This window comes from Sphingomonas sanguinis NBRC 13937 (genome assembly GCF_001591005.1).
GTDB classification, from domain to species: domain Bacteria; phylum Pseudomonadota; class Alphaproteobacteria; order Sphingomonadales; family Sphingomonadaceae; genus Sphingomonas; species Sphingomonas sanguinis.
Map to the genome: position 1 here is coordinate 1 of NZ_BCTY01000018.1, position 18,907 is coordinate 18,907.

General features: G+C 66.4%; 12 protein-coding genes and 1 pseudogene. 7 read left to right on the plus strand and 6 right to left on the minus strand.

Annotation, left to right across the window (positions count from 1 at the left end; translation table 11 throughout):
* The 6 genes and pseudogenes from SSA01S_RS19800 to SSA01S_RS09460 all read left to right on the plus strand — a co-directional run.
* A pseudogene (locus SSA01S_RS19800) lies at positions 1 to 1,421 on the plus strand (helicase-related protein); the annotation flags it as partial.
* An 82-nt stretch (positions 1,422 to 1,503) separates the two neighbouring features.
* Entirely contained in the window at positions 1,504 to 1,824 is a 321-nt protein-coding gene (locus SSA01S_RS09440; RefSeq protein ID WP_170171255.1) for a S4 domain-containing protein, read from the plus strand.
* A gap of 29 nt (positions 1,825 to 1,853) precedes the next feature.
* Positions 1,854 to 2,195 carry a ferredoxin FdxA gene (fdxA, locus tag SSA01S_RS09445; protein ID WP_042486955.1) on the plus strand — a complete coding sequence of 114 codons (342 nt, stop codon included), beginning with the start codon at positions 1,854 to 1,856 and terminating at the stop codon, positions 2,193 to 2,195.
* A gap of 361 nt (positions 2,196 to 2,556) precedes the next feature.
* Positions 2,557 to 3,090, plus strand: coding sequence for a CarD family transcriptional regulator (locus tag SSA01S_RS09450; protein ID WP_042486954.1), 534 nt, complete (start codon positions 2,557 to 2,559; stop codon positions 3,088 to 3,090).
* A gap of 117 nt (positions 3,091 to 3,207) precedes the next feature.
* Positions 3,208 to 3,957: a head GIN domain-containing protein gene (locus SSA01S_RS09455; protein ID WP_206378776.1), complete on the plus strand. Its 750-nt coding sequence runs from the start codon at positions 3,208 to 3,210 to the stop codon at positions 3,955 to 3,957.
* Between the two features lie 41 nt (positions 3,958 to 3,998).
* Positions 3,999 to 4,691 carry a GIN domain-containing protein gene (locus SSA01S_RS09460; protein WP_082795022.1) on the plus strand — a complete coding sequence of 231 codons (693 nt, stop codon included), beginning with the start codon at positions 3,999 to 4,001 and terminating at the stop codon, positions 4,689 to 4,691.
* Here SSA01S_RS09460 and SSA01S_RS09465 read toward each other — a convergent pair.
* Positions 4,654 to 5,625, minus strand: a complete 972-nt coding sequence (locus SSA01S_RS09465) for an alpha/beta fold hydrolase (protein ID WP_061780204.1) — start codon at positions 5,623 to 5,625, stop codon at positions 4,654 to 4,656. The two genes, SSA01S_RS09460 and SSA01S_RS09465, sit on opposite strands and share 38 nt — an antisense overlap.
* Before the next feature lie 119 nt (positions 5,626 to 5,744).
* Here SSA01S_RS09465 and SSA01S_RS09470 point away from each other — a divergent pair, with 119 nt between their 5' ends.
* On the plus strand, positions 5,745 to 8,129 hold the full coding sequence (locus SSA01S_RS09470; protein ID WP_061780205.1) for a membrane-bound PQQ-dependent dehydrogenase, glucose/quinate/shikimate family: 2,385 nt from the start codon (positions 5,745 to 5,747) through the stop codon (positions 8,127 to 8,129).
* Between the two features lie 173 nt (positions 8,130 to 8,302).
* On the opposite strand, the gene SSA01S_RS09475 is transcribed toward SSA01S_RS09470, so the two are convergent.
* The 5 genes from SSA01S_RS09475 to SSA01S_RS09495 form a co-directional block, all read right to left on the minus strand.
* Complete coding sequence (locus SSA01S_RS09475) at positions 8,303 to 9,652, minus strand: family 43 glycosylhydrolase (RefSeq protein WP_061780206.1); 1,350 nt, start codon at positions 9,650 to 9,652, stop codon at positions 8,303 to 8,305.
* Positions 9,652 to 11,217 (minus strand): alpha-N-arabinofuranosidase, encoded by a 1,566-nt coding sequence (locus SSA01S_RS09480; protein ID WP_061780207.1) that lies wholly within the window; start codon positions 11,215 to 11,217, stop codon positions 9,652 to 9,654. Before SSA01S_RS09480 ends, SSA01S_RS09475 begins: the two co-directional genes overlap by 1 nt.
* Before the next feature lie 56 nt (positions 11,218 to 11,273).
* Positions 11,274 to 14,468: a glycoside hydrolase family 2 TIM barrel-domain containing protein gene (locus SSA01S_RS09485; RefSeq protein ID WP_061780208.1), complete on the minus strand. Its 3,195-nt coding sequence runs from the start codon at positions 14,466 to 14,468 to the stop codon at positions 11,274 to 11,276.
* Positions 14,469 to 14,495: 27 nt separating this feature from the next.
* Positions 14,496 to 16,052, minus strand: coding sequence for a tryptophan halogenase family protein (locus SSA01S_RS09490; protein ID WP_061780209.1), 1,557 nt, complete (start codon positions 16,050 to 16,052; stop codon positions 14,496 to 14,498).
* Positions 16,053 to 16,127: 75 nt separating this feature from the next.
* Positions 16,128 to 18,905: a TonB-dependent receptor gene (locus SSA01S_RS09495; protein WP_240954511.1), complete on the minus strand. Its 2,778-nt coding sequence runs from the start codon at positions 18,903 to 18,905 to the stop codon at positions 16,128 to 16,130.
* Between the last annotated feature and the right edge of the window lie 2 nt (positions 18,906 to 18,907).

The window sequence follows — 18,907 nt, forward strand, 5'->3', positions numbered from 1 at the left end:
CCGCCATGGTCGCGCGGCTTTGGGCGGCGTGCGGCATTCCCGATTTCCGCAAGGTCGGCATCGACCCCCATGCCCGCTTCGTCTCGCGCGTGTTCGGCCATTTGTCCGAAGGGCTGGGCCATGTCCCGCACCAATGGTTCGCCGACGAGATCGCGCGGCTCGACACCATGGCGGGCGATGTCGAGACGCTGGCGGGCCGCCTCTCCGCGATCCGTAGCTGGGCCTATATCGCCCAGCGCGCCGACTGGCTGGCCGATCCGAAACACTGGGCGGAGCGGACGCGCGAGATCGAGGAGCGGCTGTCCGACGGCCTCCATGCCAGCCTGACCCAGCGTTTCGTCGACAAGCGGACGACCGCGCTGATCCGCCGCATCGGTGCGGATGCAGGCGCGCTGCCCGTCACCATCGGGCCGGAGGGTGAGGTGCTGGTCGAAGACCACCCGATCGGCCGGCTGGAAGGATTCCGCTTCACCGTCGAGTCGGGCGCGCGGGCCAATGACAAGCGCCTGCTGCTCGCCGCAGCCGAAAAGCGGCTGGGCACCGAACGCGCCCGCCGGGCTGAGGCACTGATCGCCGCTGCGCAGGAGGCGATCACGCTCCACGAGGACCGGCTGGTCTGGGACGGGCATGGCGTGGCCAGGCTGGTGGCGGGGCCCTCGCTGGGGCGGCCGGTCGTGCGGCTGGAGCGCGACCTCGACTGTCTGACCCCGCCGATGCGCGAGCGGGTGAAGGCGCGGCTGGAGACCTGGCTGGCGCGTTCGCTCGACCGGCAGGTGCCCGCGCTCGTCCGGCTGGCGGGACTGGCGCGCGAGGCCAAGGCGTCGCCTGCGATCCGCGCTGTCGCCGCCGCGCTGGAGGATGCGGGCGCCATCGCGCCGCGCCAGCCGCTGCGCCTGATGATCGACGCGCTGTCGCCTGAGGAGCGGCGGCGGTTGCGGGGCTTGGGCATCACCATCGGCACGCTCGATGTCTTCGATCCCCGGCTGCTCAAGCCCGGCGCGGCGGGTTGGCGGCGCACGCTGATGACGCTGTGGGGCCAGAGCCCGGCGCTGCCCCGGCCGGGCGCGACCATCCTGAAGCGCGACGAACCGGGACGGACCGTCGCCTCGGGCTTCCGCCCGCTGGGCGATCAGGCGGTGCGCATCGATCTGGTCGAGAGGATCGCGCGGGCGACGCATGATGCGCGGGGCGGGCGCGAGCCGTTCACCCCCGACGCGGCGCTCGCCACCTCGATCGGGCTGGAGGCGGCGACGCTCGACCGGCTGATGGGCGATCTCGGTTTCCGCAAGGTTCGTGCCGCAGAGGACGAGGCCCCGCGCTGGATCTGGCGCGGCCGTCCCCCCGCCCGCCCCGCTCCGCGTGTCGAGGCGCGACCGGGCAACGCCTTCGCCGCGCTCGCCGACTGGGGGCGGACATCGTGACGATAACTCACGGCCACCCCCATGAAGGCCGGGGTGATGGAAGATTGACGGATTTCTCCCATAGAAAGGAACGCTCCCGCCCATGACCACCCGCGCCTCTTCCCCTGAGTCGATGCGGCTCGACCGTTTCCTCTGGTGGGCGCGGATCGCCAAGTCGCGGGAGCGGGCGCAGGAAATGGCGCGCGACGGGCATTTCCGCATGGACGGCCGGGCGATCGACCGGGCCCATGCCCCGGTCAGGGTGGGCAGCATCCTGACCTTCGCACAAGCCGGAGATGTCCGCGTCCTGCGCGTGGAATCGCTGCCCCTCCGGCGCGGACCGCCCGCCGAAGGGCGCGCCTGTTACTGCGATCTGGTCACTTCTCCGGTTTCGGACGTTGACGGATCGCCATACGCGGCATAGCAGCACGCGTTCGTACCTTGGGAGTTGTCATGACCTACGTCGTCACCGATGCCTGCATTCGCTGCAAGTATATGGACTGTGTCGAGGTGTGTCCCGTCGACTGCTTCTATGAGGGCGAGAATATGCTCGTCATCAACCCGTCCGAATGCATCGACTGTGGCGTGTGCGAGCCGGAATGCCCGGCCGAGGCGATCCTGCCCGACACCGAAAGCGGTCTGGAGCAGTGGCTGGAGCTGAACAACACCTTCTCCGCCCAGTGGCCCAACGTCACCCGCAAGCTGGACCAGACGCCGCCCGACGCCGATGCGATGAAGGGCGTCGAGAACAAGTACGACCAGTTCTTCAGCCCGGAACCCGGCAAGGGGGACTGACCCCGATCATTCCTCCCCTTTAAGGGGAGGGAGACCAGCGAAGCTGGTGGAGGGGTGTCACCCCTCTCGATAGCGGGACACCCCTCCGTCGCGCTGCGCGCGCCACCTCCCCTACAAGGGGAGGAATAGGGGTCCACGCCGCGACGGCGCCGTCCTTCTCGCCCAATGGTTCCCGCAGCTTGCGGAGATGCTGGTAATTTTGTTGCGACCATGCTATATGGTTCCGCGACGGGCCTAGCTGTTTTTGCGACCGCCCGCCTTGATGTGTTCGACCCTTCCTTCCCGAGGCCGATGAGAACAGTGGACCCCATTCCGCTCGTCCGGCGCTCGCGCGAAGGCCTTTGACCCGGAAAGGCCCCCAATGGCTGCCAAGGCGCTCCACTTCGACGTCGGTGACTATGTCGTGTACCCCAAGCATGGCGTGGGCCGCGTTATCGAGCTGCAAAAGCAGGAAATCGCAGGGATGCAGCTCGAACTCTATGTGCTGCGGTTTGAAAAGGAGCGCATGACGCTCCGCGTTCCCACCAACAAGGCCGAGTCGGTCGGCATGCGCAAGCTGTCCTCGGACAAGACCATGCGCGAGGCGATGGAAACGCTGAAGGGCAAGCCCAAGGTCAAGCGCACCATGTGGTCGCGCCGGGCCCAGGAATATGAAGCCAAGATCAACTCGGGCGACCTGGTGTCGATCGCCGAGGTGGTCCGCGACCTGTTCCGTGCCGACGACCAGCCCGAGCAGAGCTATTCCGAGCGGCAGATCTTCGAGGCCGCGACCAGCCGCCTCGCCCGCGAACTCGCCGCGATGGAAGAGGTTGACGAGCCGCGCGCCCAGGAAAAGATCTTGGAAATCCTGCGCGCTGCTGCCGCCATCTATAACAAGGAAAAGCCCGCCGCCTGATCCGCGGTCGGTTCTCTCCGATACGAACAAGGGGTGGCTCCGATGGGGCCGCCCCTTTTCATTTGCAGGCGGATGACCCTGTAGTGTATTGATTGCACAATACACAGGAGAGTGTCCATGATCCGATCCTACCGCCTGCCCCTGATCGCTATCGCTGCCTTGGCTATCCCGACCGCCGCCTGTTCATTCAGTTGGTCCTCGGACGATGGCGATGCCGTGCCCGCGCAAGGATCGGGCAATGTCCGCACCTTCGCCGCGCGCGACTTCACCGGCGTCGACCTGCGCGGCAGCGATCCGGTCGAGGTCCGGGTCGGCGGCGGCTATTCGGTCCGGGCGGAGGGACCATCGGACACGCTCGACCAGTTGCAGATCACGCGCGACGGCGCGACCCTGCGCATCGGCCGCAAGAAGGGCACGCATTGGGGCTGGAGCAAGGGCAAGGGGGTCCGCATCCTCGTCACGCTGCCGCACCTGGCCGATGCGGGTGTCTCGGGTTCGGGCCGGATGACGATCGACCGGGTGGAAGGGCCGCGCTTCCATGGCGGCATCGCGGGGTCGGGCGATATGGTCATCGATGCGATGCGCGTCGGCCAGGCCGATATGGGCATCGCCGGATCGGGATCGATCACCGCCAAGGGCACGGCCGGGTCGCTGAAGGTGAGCGTTGCGGGATCGGGCGATTTCCAGGGTGCCGGGCTGCGCACGCGCCAGGCCAATGTCTCGATCGCGGGCTCGGGCAATGTCGCCGCGCGGGTCGAGGGCGCGGCCTCGGTCAGCCTGATGGGATCGGGCAGTGCCGATCTGGGCCCGCAATCGACCTGCACCGTCAGCAAGATGGGATCGGGTTCGGCGCGCTGCGGTCGCTGATCCGGGTTGCGGGGCGGGCGTGAGCGGGCGAGGATAGCGCCATGCTCCGTCCCGCCCTGTCGATCGTCCTCGCTACAATGCTTCCCCTCACCTCGGCACAGGCCGCCGAGCGCCGGGTCGACCTGAGCAGTTTCCAGAAATTGCGGGTCGAGGGGCCCTTTCTGGTGACGCTCACCACAGGACCGTCGCCGCGAGGGCTGCTGTCGGGCGAGACGGAGGCGTTGCGCGGGGTCGAGACGCGGCTGTCGGACGGCACGCTGGTCGTCCGGCGGATCGCTGGCGACGGCGCGTCGTCACGGGGCGGTGGCCCGGTCACCCTGACCCTCACCGCGCCGCCGCTGTCCGCGATCACCGTCATCGGCGGCGCGCAGGTGACGGCAGAGGAGATGCGGGGCACGGCGCTGAGCCTGTCGATCACCGGCGCGGGTGAGATTCGCGTCGACCGGACGGAGGGCGACCAGCTGAACGCGACGCTGCTCGGCCCCGCCAAGCTGACCATCGGCGGCGGGCGCGTGGCCAAGGTGCGGCTGCTCGCCAATGGCCCGGTCGCGCTGGCCGCCAATGGGCTGGAGGCGGGCGACCTGTTCGTCACGCTGGAGGGGCCGGGCGAGATCGGCGCGCGAGCGCGTTATACCGCGACGGTCACCAATGCCGGGCTCGGTCGCGTCACCGTCGAGGGCACGGCCAAATGCCGGATCATGGGTGGCGGGCCGGTGCGCTGCGGGGCGCCGTAACCACCCGCGCCAGAAAGGCATCGATCGCGGCGAACGCATTGGCGCGGATCGGATCGGCCTCGCGCAATATCTCATGCGCGCAGTCCTTGCCGAAGGCGACCAGCTCTCCCTTGGACAATCGCGCCGCCACCCGCCCCGCCGCGCGCGCGTCGACCAGCCGGTCCGCCAGCGCCACCAGCATCAGCACCGGCACCTCGATCCGCGCTAGCGCCGGATCGCCGCGCAAGGCCGCCGTCGCGCGAAACGCCTCCGCCACCCAGTGCCAGCTGGGTGATCCCAGGCACAAATCGGGCCAATGCCGCCGAAATTCCTGCTGATCCACGAAGCGCGCCAGATCATGGGTCAACCGCTTCTGCCGCGCCGCAGCCGCCGCCTCGGTCTCCAGCCTCCGCCAGGCGGGACGCAGCGGATCGCCGCGTCCGACCTGCCAGCGCGCGAACCGCGCCCCCGCCCATTGCCCGACCGGCGAGCGCAGCGCGATCATCGGCGCGGTCAGCACCACCGCATCGGGCGCGATCAGCTGCGCCGCCAGTGCGGACAGGGCGATAAAGCCCCCCATCGAATGGCCGAGCACGACATGCGGCCCTTCGCCTTCCGCAACCCAATCGGCATGAAAGGCGGCGAGATCGTCGGTCAGCCGCTCGAACCGGTCGATATGGCCGGTCCCGTCCCGGGTCAGCCGTCCCGACCCGCCCTGCCCGCGCCAGTCAAAGGCGGTGACGTCCCAGCCGCGCGCGCGAAAATCGTCGATCGCCTCGCGATATTTCTCGATCATGTCGGCACGGCCGGTCTGGAACAACAGGCGCCCGCGCCGAACCGTCCCCGGCTCACGCAGTCGATCGTACCGGCGATGCGTCCAGCCGTCGGGCGCGGTCCAGCGCGACAGGAAGGGCGCCAACGCCTTGCCAAGACCCTCCAGAGACCGTGTCGCCATGCCGTGTCCGCCTCCAGCCGCGGGAATAATAGCGTCGCGCGAACAGAAGAGCGAACCAAGCCCATCCTCACGCGTTCATCTGAGAGCAATATTTTGTTACAGTCATAGGGGGATCGCCCATGCGCGGTAGCGGCTCGGCGAAAAAATGGGGCGCGGCGATACTGGGCTGGGTGCTCGCCCTGCTTGGTGGGTTCTTCGCCGTCGCGGGCGGCTATCTCGCACTGCTGGGCGGATCGCCTTATTATGTCCTGACCGGGCTGGCGATGATCCTGTCGGGCGCGCTGATCGGGCGTGGCGATGCGCGGGGACGTTGGCTCTATGTCGCGATCTGGCTGGCGACGCTCGTCTGGGCAATCTGGGAAGTGGGGTTCGACCTGCTTCAGCTGGTGCCGCGTGTCGTCGCGCCGACCGTGCTCCTGATCCCGGTCATCCTGCCCTGGCTGATCGCCGCGATGCGCACGCCCAAGGCGCGAACTCGCGCCATGCCCGCCGCCCTGGGGATCATCGCGCTGATGCTGGCGGTGCCGGTGCTGAAAAGCCGTCCCGCCGAAGCGCAGGACCCGGTGCTCCCCGCCGCGCTGCCGGTCGCGGCCCAGGCGCCGGTCGGCGACTGGACCGATTATGGCGGCACTCTTTCGGGCCAGCGCTATTCCGCGTTGTCGCAGATCACGCCCGCCAATGTCGGCAAGCTGGAACTCGCCTGGACCCAGCGGACCGGCGACCTGCCCGACCGCGCGGAGTCGGTCGAGCATAAGCGCGAATATCATTCCGAGGCGACGCCGATTCATATCGGCGACACCCTCTATACCTGCACGCCGCATTCGATCGTCCAGGCGATCGACGCAACGACCGGCCGGACCAAGTGGAGCTGGAAGGATCAGGTCAGCCGCCAGGGCAACTCCTATCTCGTCTGCCGCGGCGTCGCCTTCTATCAGGCGCCCGAGGGCACGCCCTGCCCGCGCCGCATCTTCGCCCCCACCTTCGACGCGCGGATGATGGCGCTGGACGCCGATACGGGGAAGCCCTGCGCCGGCTTCGGCACCAACGGCGCGATCGACCTGCGCCAGAATATGGGCGTATCGGGCCCCGCCGACCAGATCAGCACTTCGCCCCCGGTGGTCGCGAACGGCCGGTTGATCGTCGGCGAGCGGATCGTCGACAACGTCAACCGCAACATCCCCAGCGGCGTGGTGCGCGCCTATGACCCAATCACGGGCGCGGGCATCTGGGCCTGGGACGTCGGGCGCTCTCAGGACGCGATCCCGCCGCTGCCGGCGGGTGAGACCTATACGCGCGGCACGCCCAATGTCTGGGGCGCGATGACCGCCGATCCGGCCAACGGCCTGGTCTATCTGGGCACCGGCAATGCCTCGCCGGATTACTGGATCGGCTGGCGGCGGCCGTTCGACGACCGGTTCGGCACCTCGATCGTCGCGCTGGAGATCTCCACCGGCAAGCTGCGCTGGGTGCGCCAACTGGTCCACCGCGATATGTGGGACATGGACATCCCCATCGGCCCGTCGCTGTTCGACTATCGGGCCCCGAACGGCCAGACGATCCCGGCGCTGATCCAGACGACGAAGATGGGCCAGGTCTATTTCCTCAACCGTCTGACCGGCGCGCCGATCACGCCCATCGTCGAGCGCCCCGCGCGACAGGATGGCGCAACGCCGGGGGTAAAGGTGTCGCCGACCCAGCCCTGGTCGGTCGGCCTGCCCTCCTTCACCCCGCCCGCCCCGACCGAAGTGTCGACCTGGGGCGCGACGCCGATCGACCAGCTCTTCTGCCGGATCGATATCCGCCGTGCGCAGGGGACGGGCATCTACCAGCCGACGGGGCTGAAGCCGATCATCGGTCATCCGGCGTTCGACGGCGTCACCGACTGGGGTGGGGCTGCACTCGATCCGGTGCGGCAGGTCTTCACCGTCAACACGATGGAGATGCCGTTCAAGATCTGGCTGATGCGCCGCGACGATCCGCGCGTGAAGAAATACATGGAGAAGAAGAAGGGCGGCGAGAATGCGCGCGAGCCCAATCTCCAGACCCAGTATAACACGCCCTATGTCGCGGTGGTCGCCGCTTGGATCGGGGTGTTCGGCGCACCGTGCAACGCGCCGCCCTGGGGCCATCTGACTGCGGTCGATCTCAACACGCGGCAGGTTGTGTGGAAAAAGGTGCTGGGCACCGCGCAGGACACCGGCCTGTTCGGCAGCCATCTGGGTGTGCCGATCAAGACCGGCGTGCCCAATCTGGGCGGCTCGATCATCACCGCCTCCGGGGTGGTGTTCATCGGGGCGACGACCGACCAGTATCTGCGGGCCTATGACCTGAAGAGCGGCAAGGTGCTGTGGCGCGCCCGACTGCCTGCCGGGGCGCAGGCGACGCCGATGACCTATCGCGGGCGGGACGGGCGGCAATATGTCGTCATCACCGCCGGGGGGCATGGCGCGCTGGGCACTAGGTATGGGGACTATACGATGGCGTTTGCCTTGCCGAAGGGGTGAGGCCTTTCGACTTCGCTCTGGCTGAACCGAGGTTAGGAGCCCCTTCCCTATCCTCGAGCCGCTCCCCTCCCGCAAGCGGGAGGGGATGGGGGAGGGAAAGGAGTCTCACCGAGACCAACGCTCGCGGCCTCGCCCTCCCCAAACCCCTCCCGCCTGCGGGAGGGGCTTAAAAATCAGAAGATCGACCATTCCAAGATCGCGGGCTCCCTCGCCTGCACCGTCATGCGCAGGAAGCGTGCCTTGCCCGGATGGCGCAGAGTGATCGGCGAACCGCTCACGCCCTTTTCCGCCGCGACCTGACGCCAGGTCTTGCCATCCACCGATGCTTCGATCCGCAAATCCTGTGGCTGGATCGCGAAGGCCGGGCGAATCTGGCTTTCGCGCAGGGTCCGCACCGCGCCCAGATCGGCGGTCAGCATCGGCGCCTGCCCCGGCTCGGGCCGCCAGGCGGTTGCGTAATTGTCGTCCGCCGCCAGCGCCACGGTGCCCTTCCCCGTCCAGCGCAGCCCGCGCGTCCGGTGCGCGGCAAAGGCCGGGATGACCGGATCATGGCTCGGCACCACCTTTTCCAGCGTGCCGTCGGCCTTCACGGTCAGCGGATCGATCGACACCTGTCGCAGCACCCGATCGCTGCCCATCACGAAGGGCAACGCCTGGCGGTGATAGAGGATGTACGACTTCCCCTTGTCGGCGAAGACCGCGTGATGACCGGGACTGATGATCTGCTTGGCCGCATCGGTTTCCAGGACCGGACTGTTCGCCGCCTCGGTAAAGGGCCCCATCGGCGAAGAGCCGACCGCATAGCGGACTTTGTACGTATCCTTGGTCGTGTTGCCGTCGCTGTACATCAGCAGATAGCGCCCCTTTTCCTTCACCATGAAGGGGCCTTCGAAATAATTGGCGGGCGTCACATTCTTGGGCTCGCCGTCGAAATGCACCATGTCGGGCTTCAGCTTCACGACGAAGCAATGCCCGTTGACCCAGTTCAGCCCCGATCCCCAATAAAGATAGGCCTGGCCGTCCTCATCAACGAACGCCTCGGCATCGATCATGTGATATTTCGGCGCGAAGTCGCGCGCGATCAGCGGCTTGCCGCCATTGGCATCGGCCCAGGGCCCCGCCGGTGAGGGCGCCGAGCCGACCCAGACCTCGCTGCCGACCGAGACATACATATACCAGCGGCCGTTCGCCGCCTTGACCACCGAGGGGGCCCAGACCTTCGCATCGCCCGAGGTCGGGCTGGTCGCGGCCTGCTTGGTCGGCCAGTTGGGCTGCGAGAAGGTCCAGTCGCGGCCATTGTCCGAGGTCCACAGGCCCAGGCGGTCATCGCCCCACGGATCGATCGTGGCGAAGATATACCAACGCCCCCCATCGCGCACGATGGAGGGGTCGGCGAAATAGCCCGGAAGCAGCGGATTGCCCGCCCCCGGACTGTTCCACGAAAGATCGCGCCGGGGCGCAGCGGACCCCGCCGCCCCGGTAAGAAGGACGGCGGCGAGCAGCGCTCCGGCGCGGGCCTTCATCAGCGCAGGTCCAGCATCACGACCGACTTGGCCGGGATCTGCACGGTCAGCGTGCCACCCGACAGCGCTGCGCCGTTGAACGGCTGCGGCGCGATCTGGTTGGGCGCGTCGAACGTGTTGTGCGCATCCATCGTCGCACCGGTCAGGATACGACCCGACACCTGGGCGGCATTCAGGCCGTCCAGCTTGACGGTGACGGTCGCGGGCTGGTTCGGATCGACATTGGTCAGGCCGACATGGACGACACCCGCCTTGTCGCGCACCGCCGAGGCGCTGACCGCCTTCATCACCCACTGGTCTTTATTGTACCAGCGCGACTGGACATCGACCGGCAGGACGGTGGCGTCCTGATAGTCCTTGTACATGTCGAACACCCAATAGGTGGGCGTCTTCACCATACGCGCGCCGTCGACCAGGATCATCGCCTGCAGCACGTTGACCATCTGCGCGATGTTCGCACCGCGCACGCGGTCGGCATGACGGGCGAAGATGTCGAGGTTCAGGCTGGCGACCATCGCATCGCGAAGCGAGTTCTGCTGATACAGGAAGCCCGGATTGGTGCCGGGTTCGACATCGTACCAGGTGCCCCATTCGTCGACGAGCAGCGCGACCCGCTTGCGCGGATCGTACTTGTCCATGATCGCCGAGTGCTTGGTCAGCAGCTCTTCCATCTTCAGCGTCTTGGACAGGGTGCGCGCCCAGGCTTCCTCGTCGAAGCCGGTGGCGGCGCCCTTCTTTTCCCAGGTGCCGGGGACGGTGTAATAATGGACGCCGATGCCGTCGAACGCGCTTCCGGCGTCGCGCATCATCACTTCGGTCCAGTTATAGTCCTCGCTATTGGCACCGCTGGCGATCTTCATCAGCTTTTCGCCAGCGGGGACCTTCAGGAAGGTCGAATAACGACGCGTCACGTCCGCCGCATATTCGGGGCGCATATTGCCACCGCAACCCCATAGCTCGTTGCCGATGCCGAACATGGCGAGCTTCCAAGGCTTGTCACGGCCGTTCTTGCGGCGCTCCTCGGCATAGGTCGATTTGGACGGGAAGGTCATATACTCGACCCACTCGGCCATCTCCGACGGTGCCGCCGAGCCGACATTGCCCGAGACATAGGCTTCCGCCCCGACCAGCTCGGTATAGTTCATGAACTCGTTGGTGCCGAAGCTGTTGTCCTCGGTCACGCCGCCCCAGTTGGTGTTGACCTTGGTCAGGCGCTTGGCCTGCGGACCGACACCTTCGCGCCAGTGATATTCGTCGGCGAAGCAGCCGCCCGGCCAGCGGATCACGGGAACGCGGATCGCCTTCAGCGCGTCGATCACGTCACGCCGATAGCCGTTGATGTTGGGGATCTTGCTGCCCTTGCCGACCCAGATGCCCGGATAGATGCCGGTGCCCAGATGCTCGGCGAACTGGCCGAAGATGTGACGGTCATAGGTCGCGCCGGGACGGTCGGCGTGCACCGCCACCGTGTCGCTGCTGCCCGCTGGTGCGACCTGCGCCGTCGCGGTCCCCGCGAACAGGGTGGCGACCGCCGCCGCGAACAGGAATTTCGTTGCCCTTTTCATGGATTCTCCTCTGCCTGATGCGGCATGATGGCTTATTGTCCGAGTAAAGAATAGCCCTATTGCGGCGCTGTCGCACGCGCAGGCGTCGCTTGGTCGGGGGTCGTGCCCTCGCCGGTGAAGGGTTCCAGGCGGAAGGCGACGCGGGTCGGCTCCAATGTCGTGCGATATTTCATGTGCGGCTGGCCGACATGGCTCCAGGTCGTATCGCCGCCGACGCCCCATTGCGCGGCATCGACGATCAGCGTCGTCTCACCATGCGGCACGATATCGGTCGACTTCCACGTCCCCGGCGCCCGGCGGTAAAGGTCGGTGTAGGGGAAGGCGAGCGCCTGCATCATCAGCGGCCGGGGGGCACGAACGCGGAGCCCCGCCCCCTCGCCCGACAGCTCCATCCAGCGTACATCGACCTTGTTGCCGGTATCCTGCGGCCGCATGTAATCATGGTTCTGCTCGGCGATGGCCCCGCGCCACAGCCCGATCGCGGCCGAGGTCTTGCGATCGACATAGCTTTCGTGCGGGCCACGGCCATACCATTCGACCGTCTTCATCGTGGTCGGCATGGTGTACCACAGGCCGATGCGGACGGGCGGCGGCAGGTCAGCCTTCAACGGAGTGAATTGCCCGTCGACATCGACCGCGCCATTGCCTGCCATTGTATAGCGCGTGACGAAGCGCGCCGCGCCCGCCCCCATCTCGTGATCGACGGTCACGCTCTGGTCCGGACCGATCGATACACTCCGGACCTGATAGCGGCCGTTCATCGTGAACCAGGGTGATTGCTGGGCGACAGTGCCGTTGGCAGTGTCGTTGTCGGTCTCGGCCCGTACGAAATTGGGCTGGCCGCCCTGCGCCAGCACCCGCCCGCCCGAGGCATAGCGCGTGATCAACCCGGTCTTGCGGTCGATGACCAGCTCCGCGCCACCCGCCGACAGGGTGACGCTTTCGGCGGTATCGCTGACCGCGACCTTGCCCTTGGCGGCGACCGGCATGGCGGGCGCATCACTCAGCGCGAACTGCTCCCAGCCGACGACATAATTGGCGGGCACCGCGCGGATGGTGCCCTGCTTGGCATGGGCGCGCACGGTCAGCAGATATTCCGCCCCCGGCTCCCGCGCGAATTTCGGGGCGAGCGCCACCGTCTGCACCTGCCCGGCGGCGGTGGTCAGCGCGGGCAGATCGCCCTTCGCCACCACGACGCCGTTCTTCTCCACCACCCAATCAAAGGTGAAGCCCGACAGGTCGATGAAATCATGCCGGTTGTGCAGGGTCAGGCGACCGGTCTTCGCATCATAACCGTCGAAGCGGATCGGCGACTGGACCTTCTGCACCTCATAAAGTTGCGGATTGGGCGTCCGGTCGGGCTGGTTCAGCCCGTCGCCGAACTCGATATCGCCGCCTGGATTGGGGCCGTACTCGCCACCGTCGCCCCAGTAACGCCGCCCGTCCTTGGTATAACGGTACATGGACTGGTCGACCCAGTCCCAAATGAAGCCGCCCTGCAGTTTGCGGTGCGCGTAGATGGTGTCCCAATAATCCTTGAAATTGCCGCCCGAATTGCCCTGCATATGGGCATATTCGCACTGGATCATCGGCTGGGTCCGCGTCGGGTCCTCGGCCCAGTCGACCATCTTCTCGATGTCGTCATACATGGGCGCATAGATATCGACATAATTGTTCGGCTGATGGCTCCAGTCGAGCGTTCCCCAGCCGAGATAGGAAATCAGCCGCGCCGGGTCGCGCCGCCGGATCGCCGCCGCCGCCTTCTCGAAATTGGGACCGATGCCCGCTTCGTTGCCCAGCGACCAGAAGATGATCGAGGGGTGATTCTTGTCCCGCTCAACCATGTTCATCACGCGGGAGACGTGTGCGCCCTCCCAGGCGGGGTCGAAGCCGATCTGGTACTTGTCGCGCTCGCCACCATGGCGGTTACCCTGCTCCATATAGGCGTGGCTCTCGATATTGGCCTCGTCCATCAGGTAGAAGCCGTACTCGTCGGCCAGCGCCAGGAAGCGCGGATCGTTGGGATAATGCGAGGTGCGGATGGCGTTGAAGTTGTTGCGCTTCATCAGCTCCAGGTCGCGGCGCATCGATTCTTCGGAGATGACGTGGAAGGTTACCGGGTCATGCTCGTGCCGGTTGACGCCGCGGATCACGATGCGGCGGCCATTGACCATGACCTGCCCGCCCTTGATCTCGACGGTGCGGAAGCCGATGCGTTGCGGCGTGGCCTGAACGACTTGGCCATTTGCATCCACCAGCTCGACCAGCAGCGTGTAGAGGTTGGGCGTCTCCGCCGACCAGCTGCGCACGCCGGGCACCGTCGCGTCGAGCATGGCCGAGGTCGCGCCCTTCGCCAGCGCCACCTCCCGCGTCACCACCGCCCGCTCGCCATCGAGCAACGTCATCCGCGCGGTCATCGCCTGGGGCAGCGCGGGCAGCGTCAGTTCGGTCGACAGCGTGCCATCGCGATAATTCTTGTCGAGGCCCGCATGGACGAACAGGTCGTCGATCCGCGCTTTCGGCACCGCGCGCAGGTAGACCGACCGCTCGATCCCCGAGACGCGCCAGAAATCCTGATCTTCCAGATAGCTGCCGTCCGACCAGCGATGGACGCGGATCGCCACGACGTTGCGGCCGGGTTTCAGGAACCGGGTGACGTCATATTCGGTGGGGAGCTTGGAGTCCTCGGAGTATCCAGCCTCCTGCCCGTTGATCCACACCCGGTAGGCCGACCCCGCCGCGCCGATCTGAAGGATCACGTCCTGCCCGCGCCACCCGTCCGGCAGGATGAAGTCGCGGCGGTACGATCCCGTCTCGTTGTCGTCATGCGGCACCAAGGGCCGGTTGGCCGGGAAGGGATAGGTGATGTTGTTGTACTTGGGCTGGCCATATCCTTCGGCCTGCCACATCGCGGGGACCTTGATGGTCTTCCACTGGGACACGTCGTAACCGGGCCGCTCGAACCCCTTGGGCGCGCCGTCGACCGAGGGGGAAAAGGCGAAGGACCAGTCGCCGTCGAGGCTCATATAACGGCTGGACTTGGCCCGGTCTCCGGCGAGCGCCAGCGCGCGGCTCTCATAGGGAAAGGCGGTGGCGCTGGCGGGGCGGGTGCCGCGCGCGTTGACCGCAGGATTTTCCCAATCGGGGCGGCTGGGATCGACCTGGACCGGGGCGACTTGCGGGCCGTCCTGCGCCATGACCGGGCTCGCCAGAGACACCACGGCCGCACCGGCCGCCAAACGCCACTTCATACCACTCCCCTTTGTTTTTTCCGCGCGTTACGCGCTGTCGGTCATGCTATAACCATGTTGTCGGAGAAATGCGTCATGATCCGGCATCAGCTCAAGTGATTTTCGCGTGACCAGCGCGATATGCGCCAATCGTGCCGCCGCCTCGTCGGCAGGCATGCCCAGCGCCACGGGGTCGAAACCGCGCGGGCTCAGCCCCTGCCCGTCCATCACCGCCAGCCAGCTCGTCTTGGTGAATAGCGCCTCGCCCTCGCGATAGATTCGCCCCGTCGCGCGGTAGATGGCGAGCCGGTCCTGCAGCGTTTCGGGCAATTCCATATCGCGAAGGCCGCGCCAATAGGGTGTGTCGTCGCGCTCGGTGGCGTGGAAGTGCAGGATGATAAAGTCCCGAATATCCTCATATTCTTCGGCCATCAGGCGGTTGTAACGCCGCCGGTCGGCCGCCTCGAACGCCCGCGTCGGCAGCATTTCGAGCAGCCGTGCGATGCCGACCTGAATCAGGTGGATGCTGGTCGATTCCAACGGCTCCAGAAAGCCCCCCGCCAGCCCCAGCGCGACGCAATTTCCTTCCCATAACCGCGTGCGTCGCCCGGTGCGGAAGCGGAGCATCCGCAGCTCGGCCAAGGCGACTCCGTCCAGACCGGAAAGCAGCCGCGCGGTCGCTTCATCGTCAGACAAATGCGCCGAGGCATAGACGATGCCGTTGCCGATGCGGTGCTGAAGCGGGATACGCCATTGCCATCCCGCACCATGCGCGGTCGAGCGGGTATAGGGCGTGAGCGGCTCGGTCCGCTGCGACGGCACCGCGATGGCGCGGTCATTGGGCAGCCAATGCCCCCAATCCTCAAACCCCACGCCCAGCGTTTCACCCAGCAACAGCGCGCGAAAGCCCGAACAATCGATGAAGAGGTCGCCCGCGATCCGCGTGCCGTCTTCCATCACGATAGCCTCGATCCGGCCTGGCTCGGCACTTCGCTCGACCTGGACCACACGGCCCTCGTGCCGGACGACGCCTTGCGCCTCGGCCCGGCCGCGCAGGAAACGAGCATAGAGCCCGGCATCGAAATGATAGGCATAGCCGATATGGCCCAGCGGCGTGTTGCCCGGACGCGGCGTGGTGAAACGGTTGGCCCGCGCCGCCAGCGTCGCCAGCGCATAGGCGTCGAGCGGCTCGGCTCGGCCCTGCTGCCTCATCCGCTGCCAGATCGCCTCGAACGGGATCGCCCCGAAATCATGGCCATAGGTGCCGAAGGGGTGGAAATAGCAATGGCCGGTCCGCCGCCAGTCGACGAACTCGATGCCCAGCTTGAAGGTGCCGTTGGTCGCCGCGACGAACGCCCGTTCGTCGATGCCCAGCAAGGCGTTGAAGGCCTGGATCGGCGGGATCGTCGCCTCGCCGACGCCGACGGTGCCGATCTCTTCGGACTCGATCAGCGTGATAGACGGGCCATCCCGGCCCAGCACCCGCGACAGCGCCGCCGCCGCCATCCAACCGGCGGTGCCACCGCCCAGGATCACGATCCGCCCGATCGCCGCAGGATCACCAGCCGAACCGCGAGGCTGAGAGGCGGTAGCGGTTCGTTCCATCACTCGTCCGATCGCACCGGTGTCACTAGAAAAGCGGCATGGGGACGGTGCAGCCCCCATGCCGAGTTGGGGACTTTAGTACAGGACCCGGATCGACGCACCAAAGCGCCGGTCGTTGAGCTGATATTGCAGCGGCGCGGAGGGCGTGCCGATATACAGCACGTTCATCCGGTTGTTGATGTTCACCGCGTCGATCGAAACCGCGAGATTCTTGGTCAGGTTGAGGTTCAGCGACGCGTCGAGCGAGGCGTACGGCTTGGCATATTGCGCCTCGCCATTGGCGCCGCTGCCCGTGGTCGCATCCAGATAGCTCGAGCGCCAGTTCCAGGCGACACGCGCGGTCACCGGTCCCTTTTCGTACAGGCCGATCAAATTGTAGCTGTGCTTGGACAGCTTCTCGAGCGGCAGCGACGAGGGGGCGTTGGGATTGTTGCCCGCGAACGGATTGGCGACGTTGGAGTCGACATAGGTGTAGTTCGCCTGAATCCCCAGACCGCTGAGCAGACCCGGCAGGAAGTCGAAGAACTGCTGATAGCCGATCTCCGCGCCCTTGACCGTGCCGCTGCCCGAATTGACGACGGTGTTCACGTCATAGGCCCGGCCGCCATAGGTGCCGACGATCCGGCCGCTGGCCAGGAAGCCATTGATCTTCTTGTAGAAGATACCGCCGGTCAGCGAGCCTGCGGGCGCGAAATACCATTCCGCCGTCAGGTCCAGATTGTCCGAATCGATCGGGCTGAGCCGCGGATTGCCCGAGCTGGCGCTGGGGCGGCCGGTCGCCGGATTGACTTGGTTCGGGTTGTTCAGCGTGATGTTGGTCGACAGCTGGTCGAAATTCGGACGCGCCAGCCCCTTGGAATAGGCGAAGCGCATCTGGAAATCGTCGGTCAGCCGGGCGCGCAAGTTCATGCTGGGCAGCACGCGAGTATAGCGGTTCTTCAGCGCCAGCGGCGCGTTGGTGCCGTCGGCATTGAACTGCGTGCCGTTGGACGTCAGGTCGGTGCGGATCAGGCGCGCTCCCGCACTGCCGTCGAAACGGACGCCGCCCGCCTCGAACGCGTAATCGGCCATGCCCCAGGCGGTATAGGTCTTTTCCGTCTGGTTGTTCAGGTCGCCGGGGGTGAAGGCATCCTTCGTCTTCGCGCCGAACAGCGCGTAGAGCGCCTTGGTCTGCGCCCAGACACCGTCACCCTGCGGGAAGGCCGGGTAGAGGATACCGCCCTTGACCGTGTTGCCGTCGAACCAGTTGGGCGACGGGCCCTTCATCGCCAGTTGCGGGAAGCGCGACAGCGGGATCAGCGCGGTACCGCTGGGCGCGTCCTGGCCCGGCGTCACGCCCTGATACAGGCCAACGCCGTTCCACGTCCCGCGCAGGTCGATGGTATTGCCCGCATAGCGCGCGCCGCCGCGTAGCTTCTGGAGCACGCCGCCCTCGAAATCATATTCGATGTCATAAGCGAGCGCGAGCGTATCGGCGTCGTTGCGCTGCAGCGAGTCGGCGATGAACGGCAGCGTATAATTGGCCGGATTGTTCAGTACCGTCGGATCGGTCACGTCCCAGCGCGGATATTTGCCGCGCAGGTCGAACACCACCGTCGACGGGTGCGGCGCGGTCAGCGCATTCTGGCCCGACCGGTTGTAAAGCGACAGGACGTGACCGTTGCGGTCGGCGTTATAATAGGACTTCAGATACTGGACGTCGAAGTTGACCTTCGCCCGCTCGGTCGCCTGCCAGCCGACATTGAAGGTGTAGTTCTGGCTGGCGCTCCACAGTTCTTGGTCGAAACGGCCGGTCTCGAAGGTCTGGGGCGAGAGCGCGCCGCTGGTCGCATAGCCATCCTTGTTGAAGGTGAAGGCCGCGCCCGGTGCCGCGCCAGTGCCATAGGAGGTGACCTGCCCGGCCGCATTGTACTGGTTCGAGCGGTTATTGAAATCGTAATAGTAGGCGCCGGTGCGGTTGAACCAGTATTTGGTGCCCTGATACTGCGCGGTCACCAGCACGTCGTCGCTGGCCCGCCACTGCACGGCGGCGGCGACGCCGAAGCGACGACGATCGCCGGTGTCGTCATAGATTTCAAAGCCATAGGGAATGCGCGCATTGGACGGCGCGTTGGCAATCGTACCCGGCTGCGCTTCCGCGAAGGGTCCGGCGAGCAGGCCGTCCTGGCGATACTGGCTCTTGGAATAGACCGCGTTGACCAGGATGCCGATCTCGCCGATCGAACTGTCGTACCGGTTGCTGTAGAGCCCGGAGATCGAGCCGCCGAACTTGTCGACCCGATCGTAATAATTGCCGCGCGCAGTTAGCGAGATGACTTGGCCCGCCGCATCGAACGGCTTGCGGGTGCGCAGGTTGACCGCGCCGCCGATACCGCCCTCGATGATGTTGGCGGGCGCGTTCTTGTAGACGTCGATGCCCGCGAGCAGTTCGGGGGGGATACCTTCCAAATCGAAGGCGCGACCGCCCGAGGCCGAATAGACCGCGCGGCCGTCGAGGAAATTCTGCACCTGGGTCAGGCCCCGTACGGTGACGGCGGGCTGGGTGCGATGGTCGAAGTCGGTCGCGCCCTCACCATAGCGGCGCTGGATCTGCACGCCGGTGATACGCTGCAACGCTTCGGTCGTGTTGGCGTCGGGCAGCTTGCCGATATCCTGCGCCTGCACCGAATCGACGATCTGGTCGGCGTTGCGCTTGATCGCCTGCGCCGAACGAAGGCTCTCGCGCACGCCGGTGACGACGATATCCTGATCGCTGGCCGAGGCCTGGGCGGCTTGGTCGGCGGTCAACGCCTGTGTGGATTGTGTGGCGGCCTGAACCTGGGCCATGGCCGGTGCGGCCCAAAGTGCGGCCATGG

Bases quoted from the DNA above. Each gene is read 5' to 3' on its own strand.
- SSA01S_RS09440 (WP_170171255.1), top strand. From the start codon at position 1,504: ATGACCACCCGCGCCTCTTCCCCTGAGTCGATGCGGCTCGACCGTTTC.
- fdxA (WP_042486955.1), top strand. From the start codon at position 1,854: ATGACCTACGTCGTCACCGATGCCTGCATTCGCTGCAAGTATATGGAC.
- SSA01S_RS09450 (WP_042486954.1), top strand. From the start codon at position 2,557: ATGGCTGCCAAGGCGCTCCACTTCGACGTCGGTGACTATGTCGTGTAC.
- SSA01S_RS09455 (WP_206378776.1), top strand. From the start codon at position 3,208: ATGATCCGATCCTACCGCCTGCCCCTGATCGCTATCGCTGCCTTGGCT.
- SSA01S_RS09460 (WP_082795022.1), top strand. From the start codon at position 3,999: ATGCTCCGTCCCGCCCTGTCGATCGTCCTCGCTACAATGCTTCCCCTC.
- SSA01S_RS09465 (WP_061780204.1), bottom strand. From the start codon at position 5,625: ATGGCGACACGGTCTCTGGAGGGTCTTGGCAAGGCGTTGGCGCCCTTC.
- SSA01S_RS09470 (WP_061780205.1), top strand. From the start codon at position 5,745: ATGCGCGGTAGCGGCTCGGCGAAAAAATGGGGCGCGGCGATACTGGGC.
- SSA01S_RS09475 (WP_061780206.1), bottom strand. From the start codon at position 9,652: ATGAAGGCCCGCGCCGGAGCGCTGCTCGCCGCCGTCCTTCTTACCGGG.
- SSA01S_RS09480 (WP_061780207.1), bottom strand. From the start codon at position 11,217: ATGAAAAGGGCAACGAAATTCCTGTTCGCGGCGGCGGTCGCCACCCTG.
- SSA01S_RS09485 (WP_061780208.1), bottom strand. From the start codon at position 14,468: ATGAAGTGGCGTTTGGCGGCCGGTGCGGCCGTGGTGTCTCTGGCGAGC.
- SSA01S_RS09490 (WP_061780209.1), bottom strand. From the start codon at position 16,052: ATGGAACGAACCGCTACCGCCTCTCAGCCTCGCGGTTCGGCTGGTGAT.
- SSA01S_RS09495 (WP_240954511.1), bottom strand. From the start codon at position 18,905: ATGGCCGCACTTTGGGCCGCACCGGCCATGGCCCAGGTTCAGGCCGCC.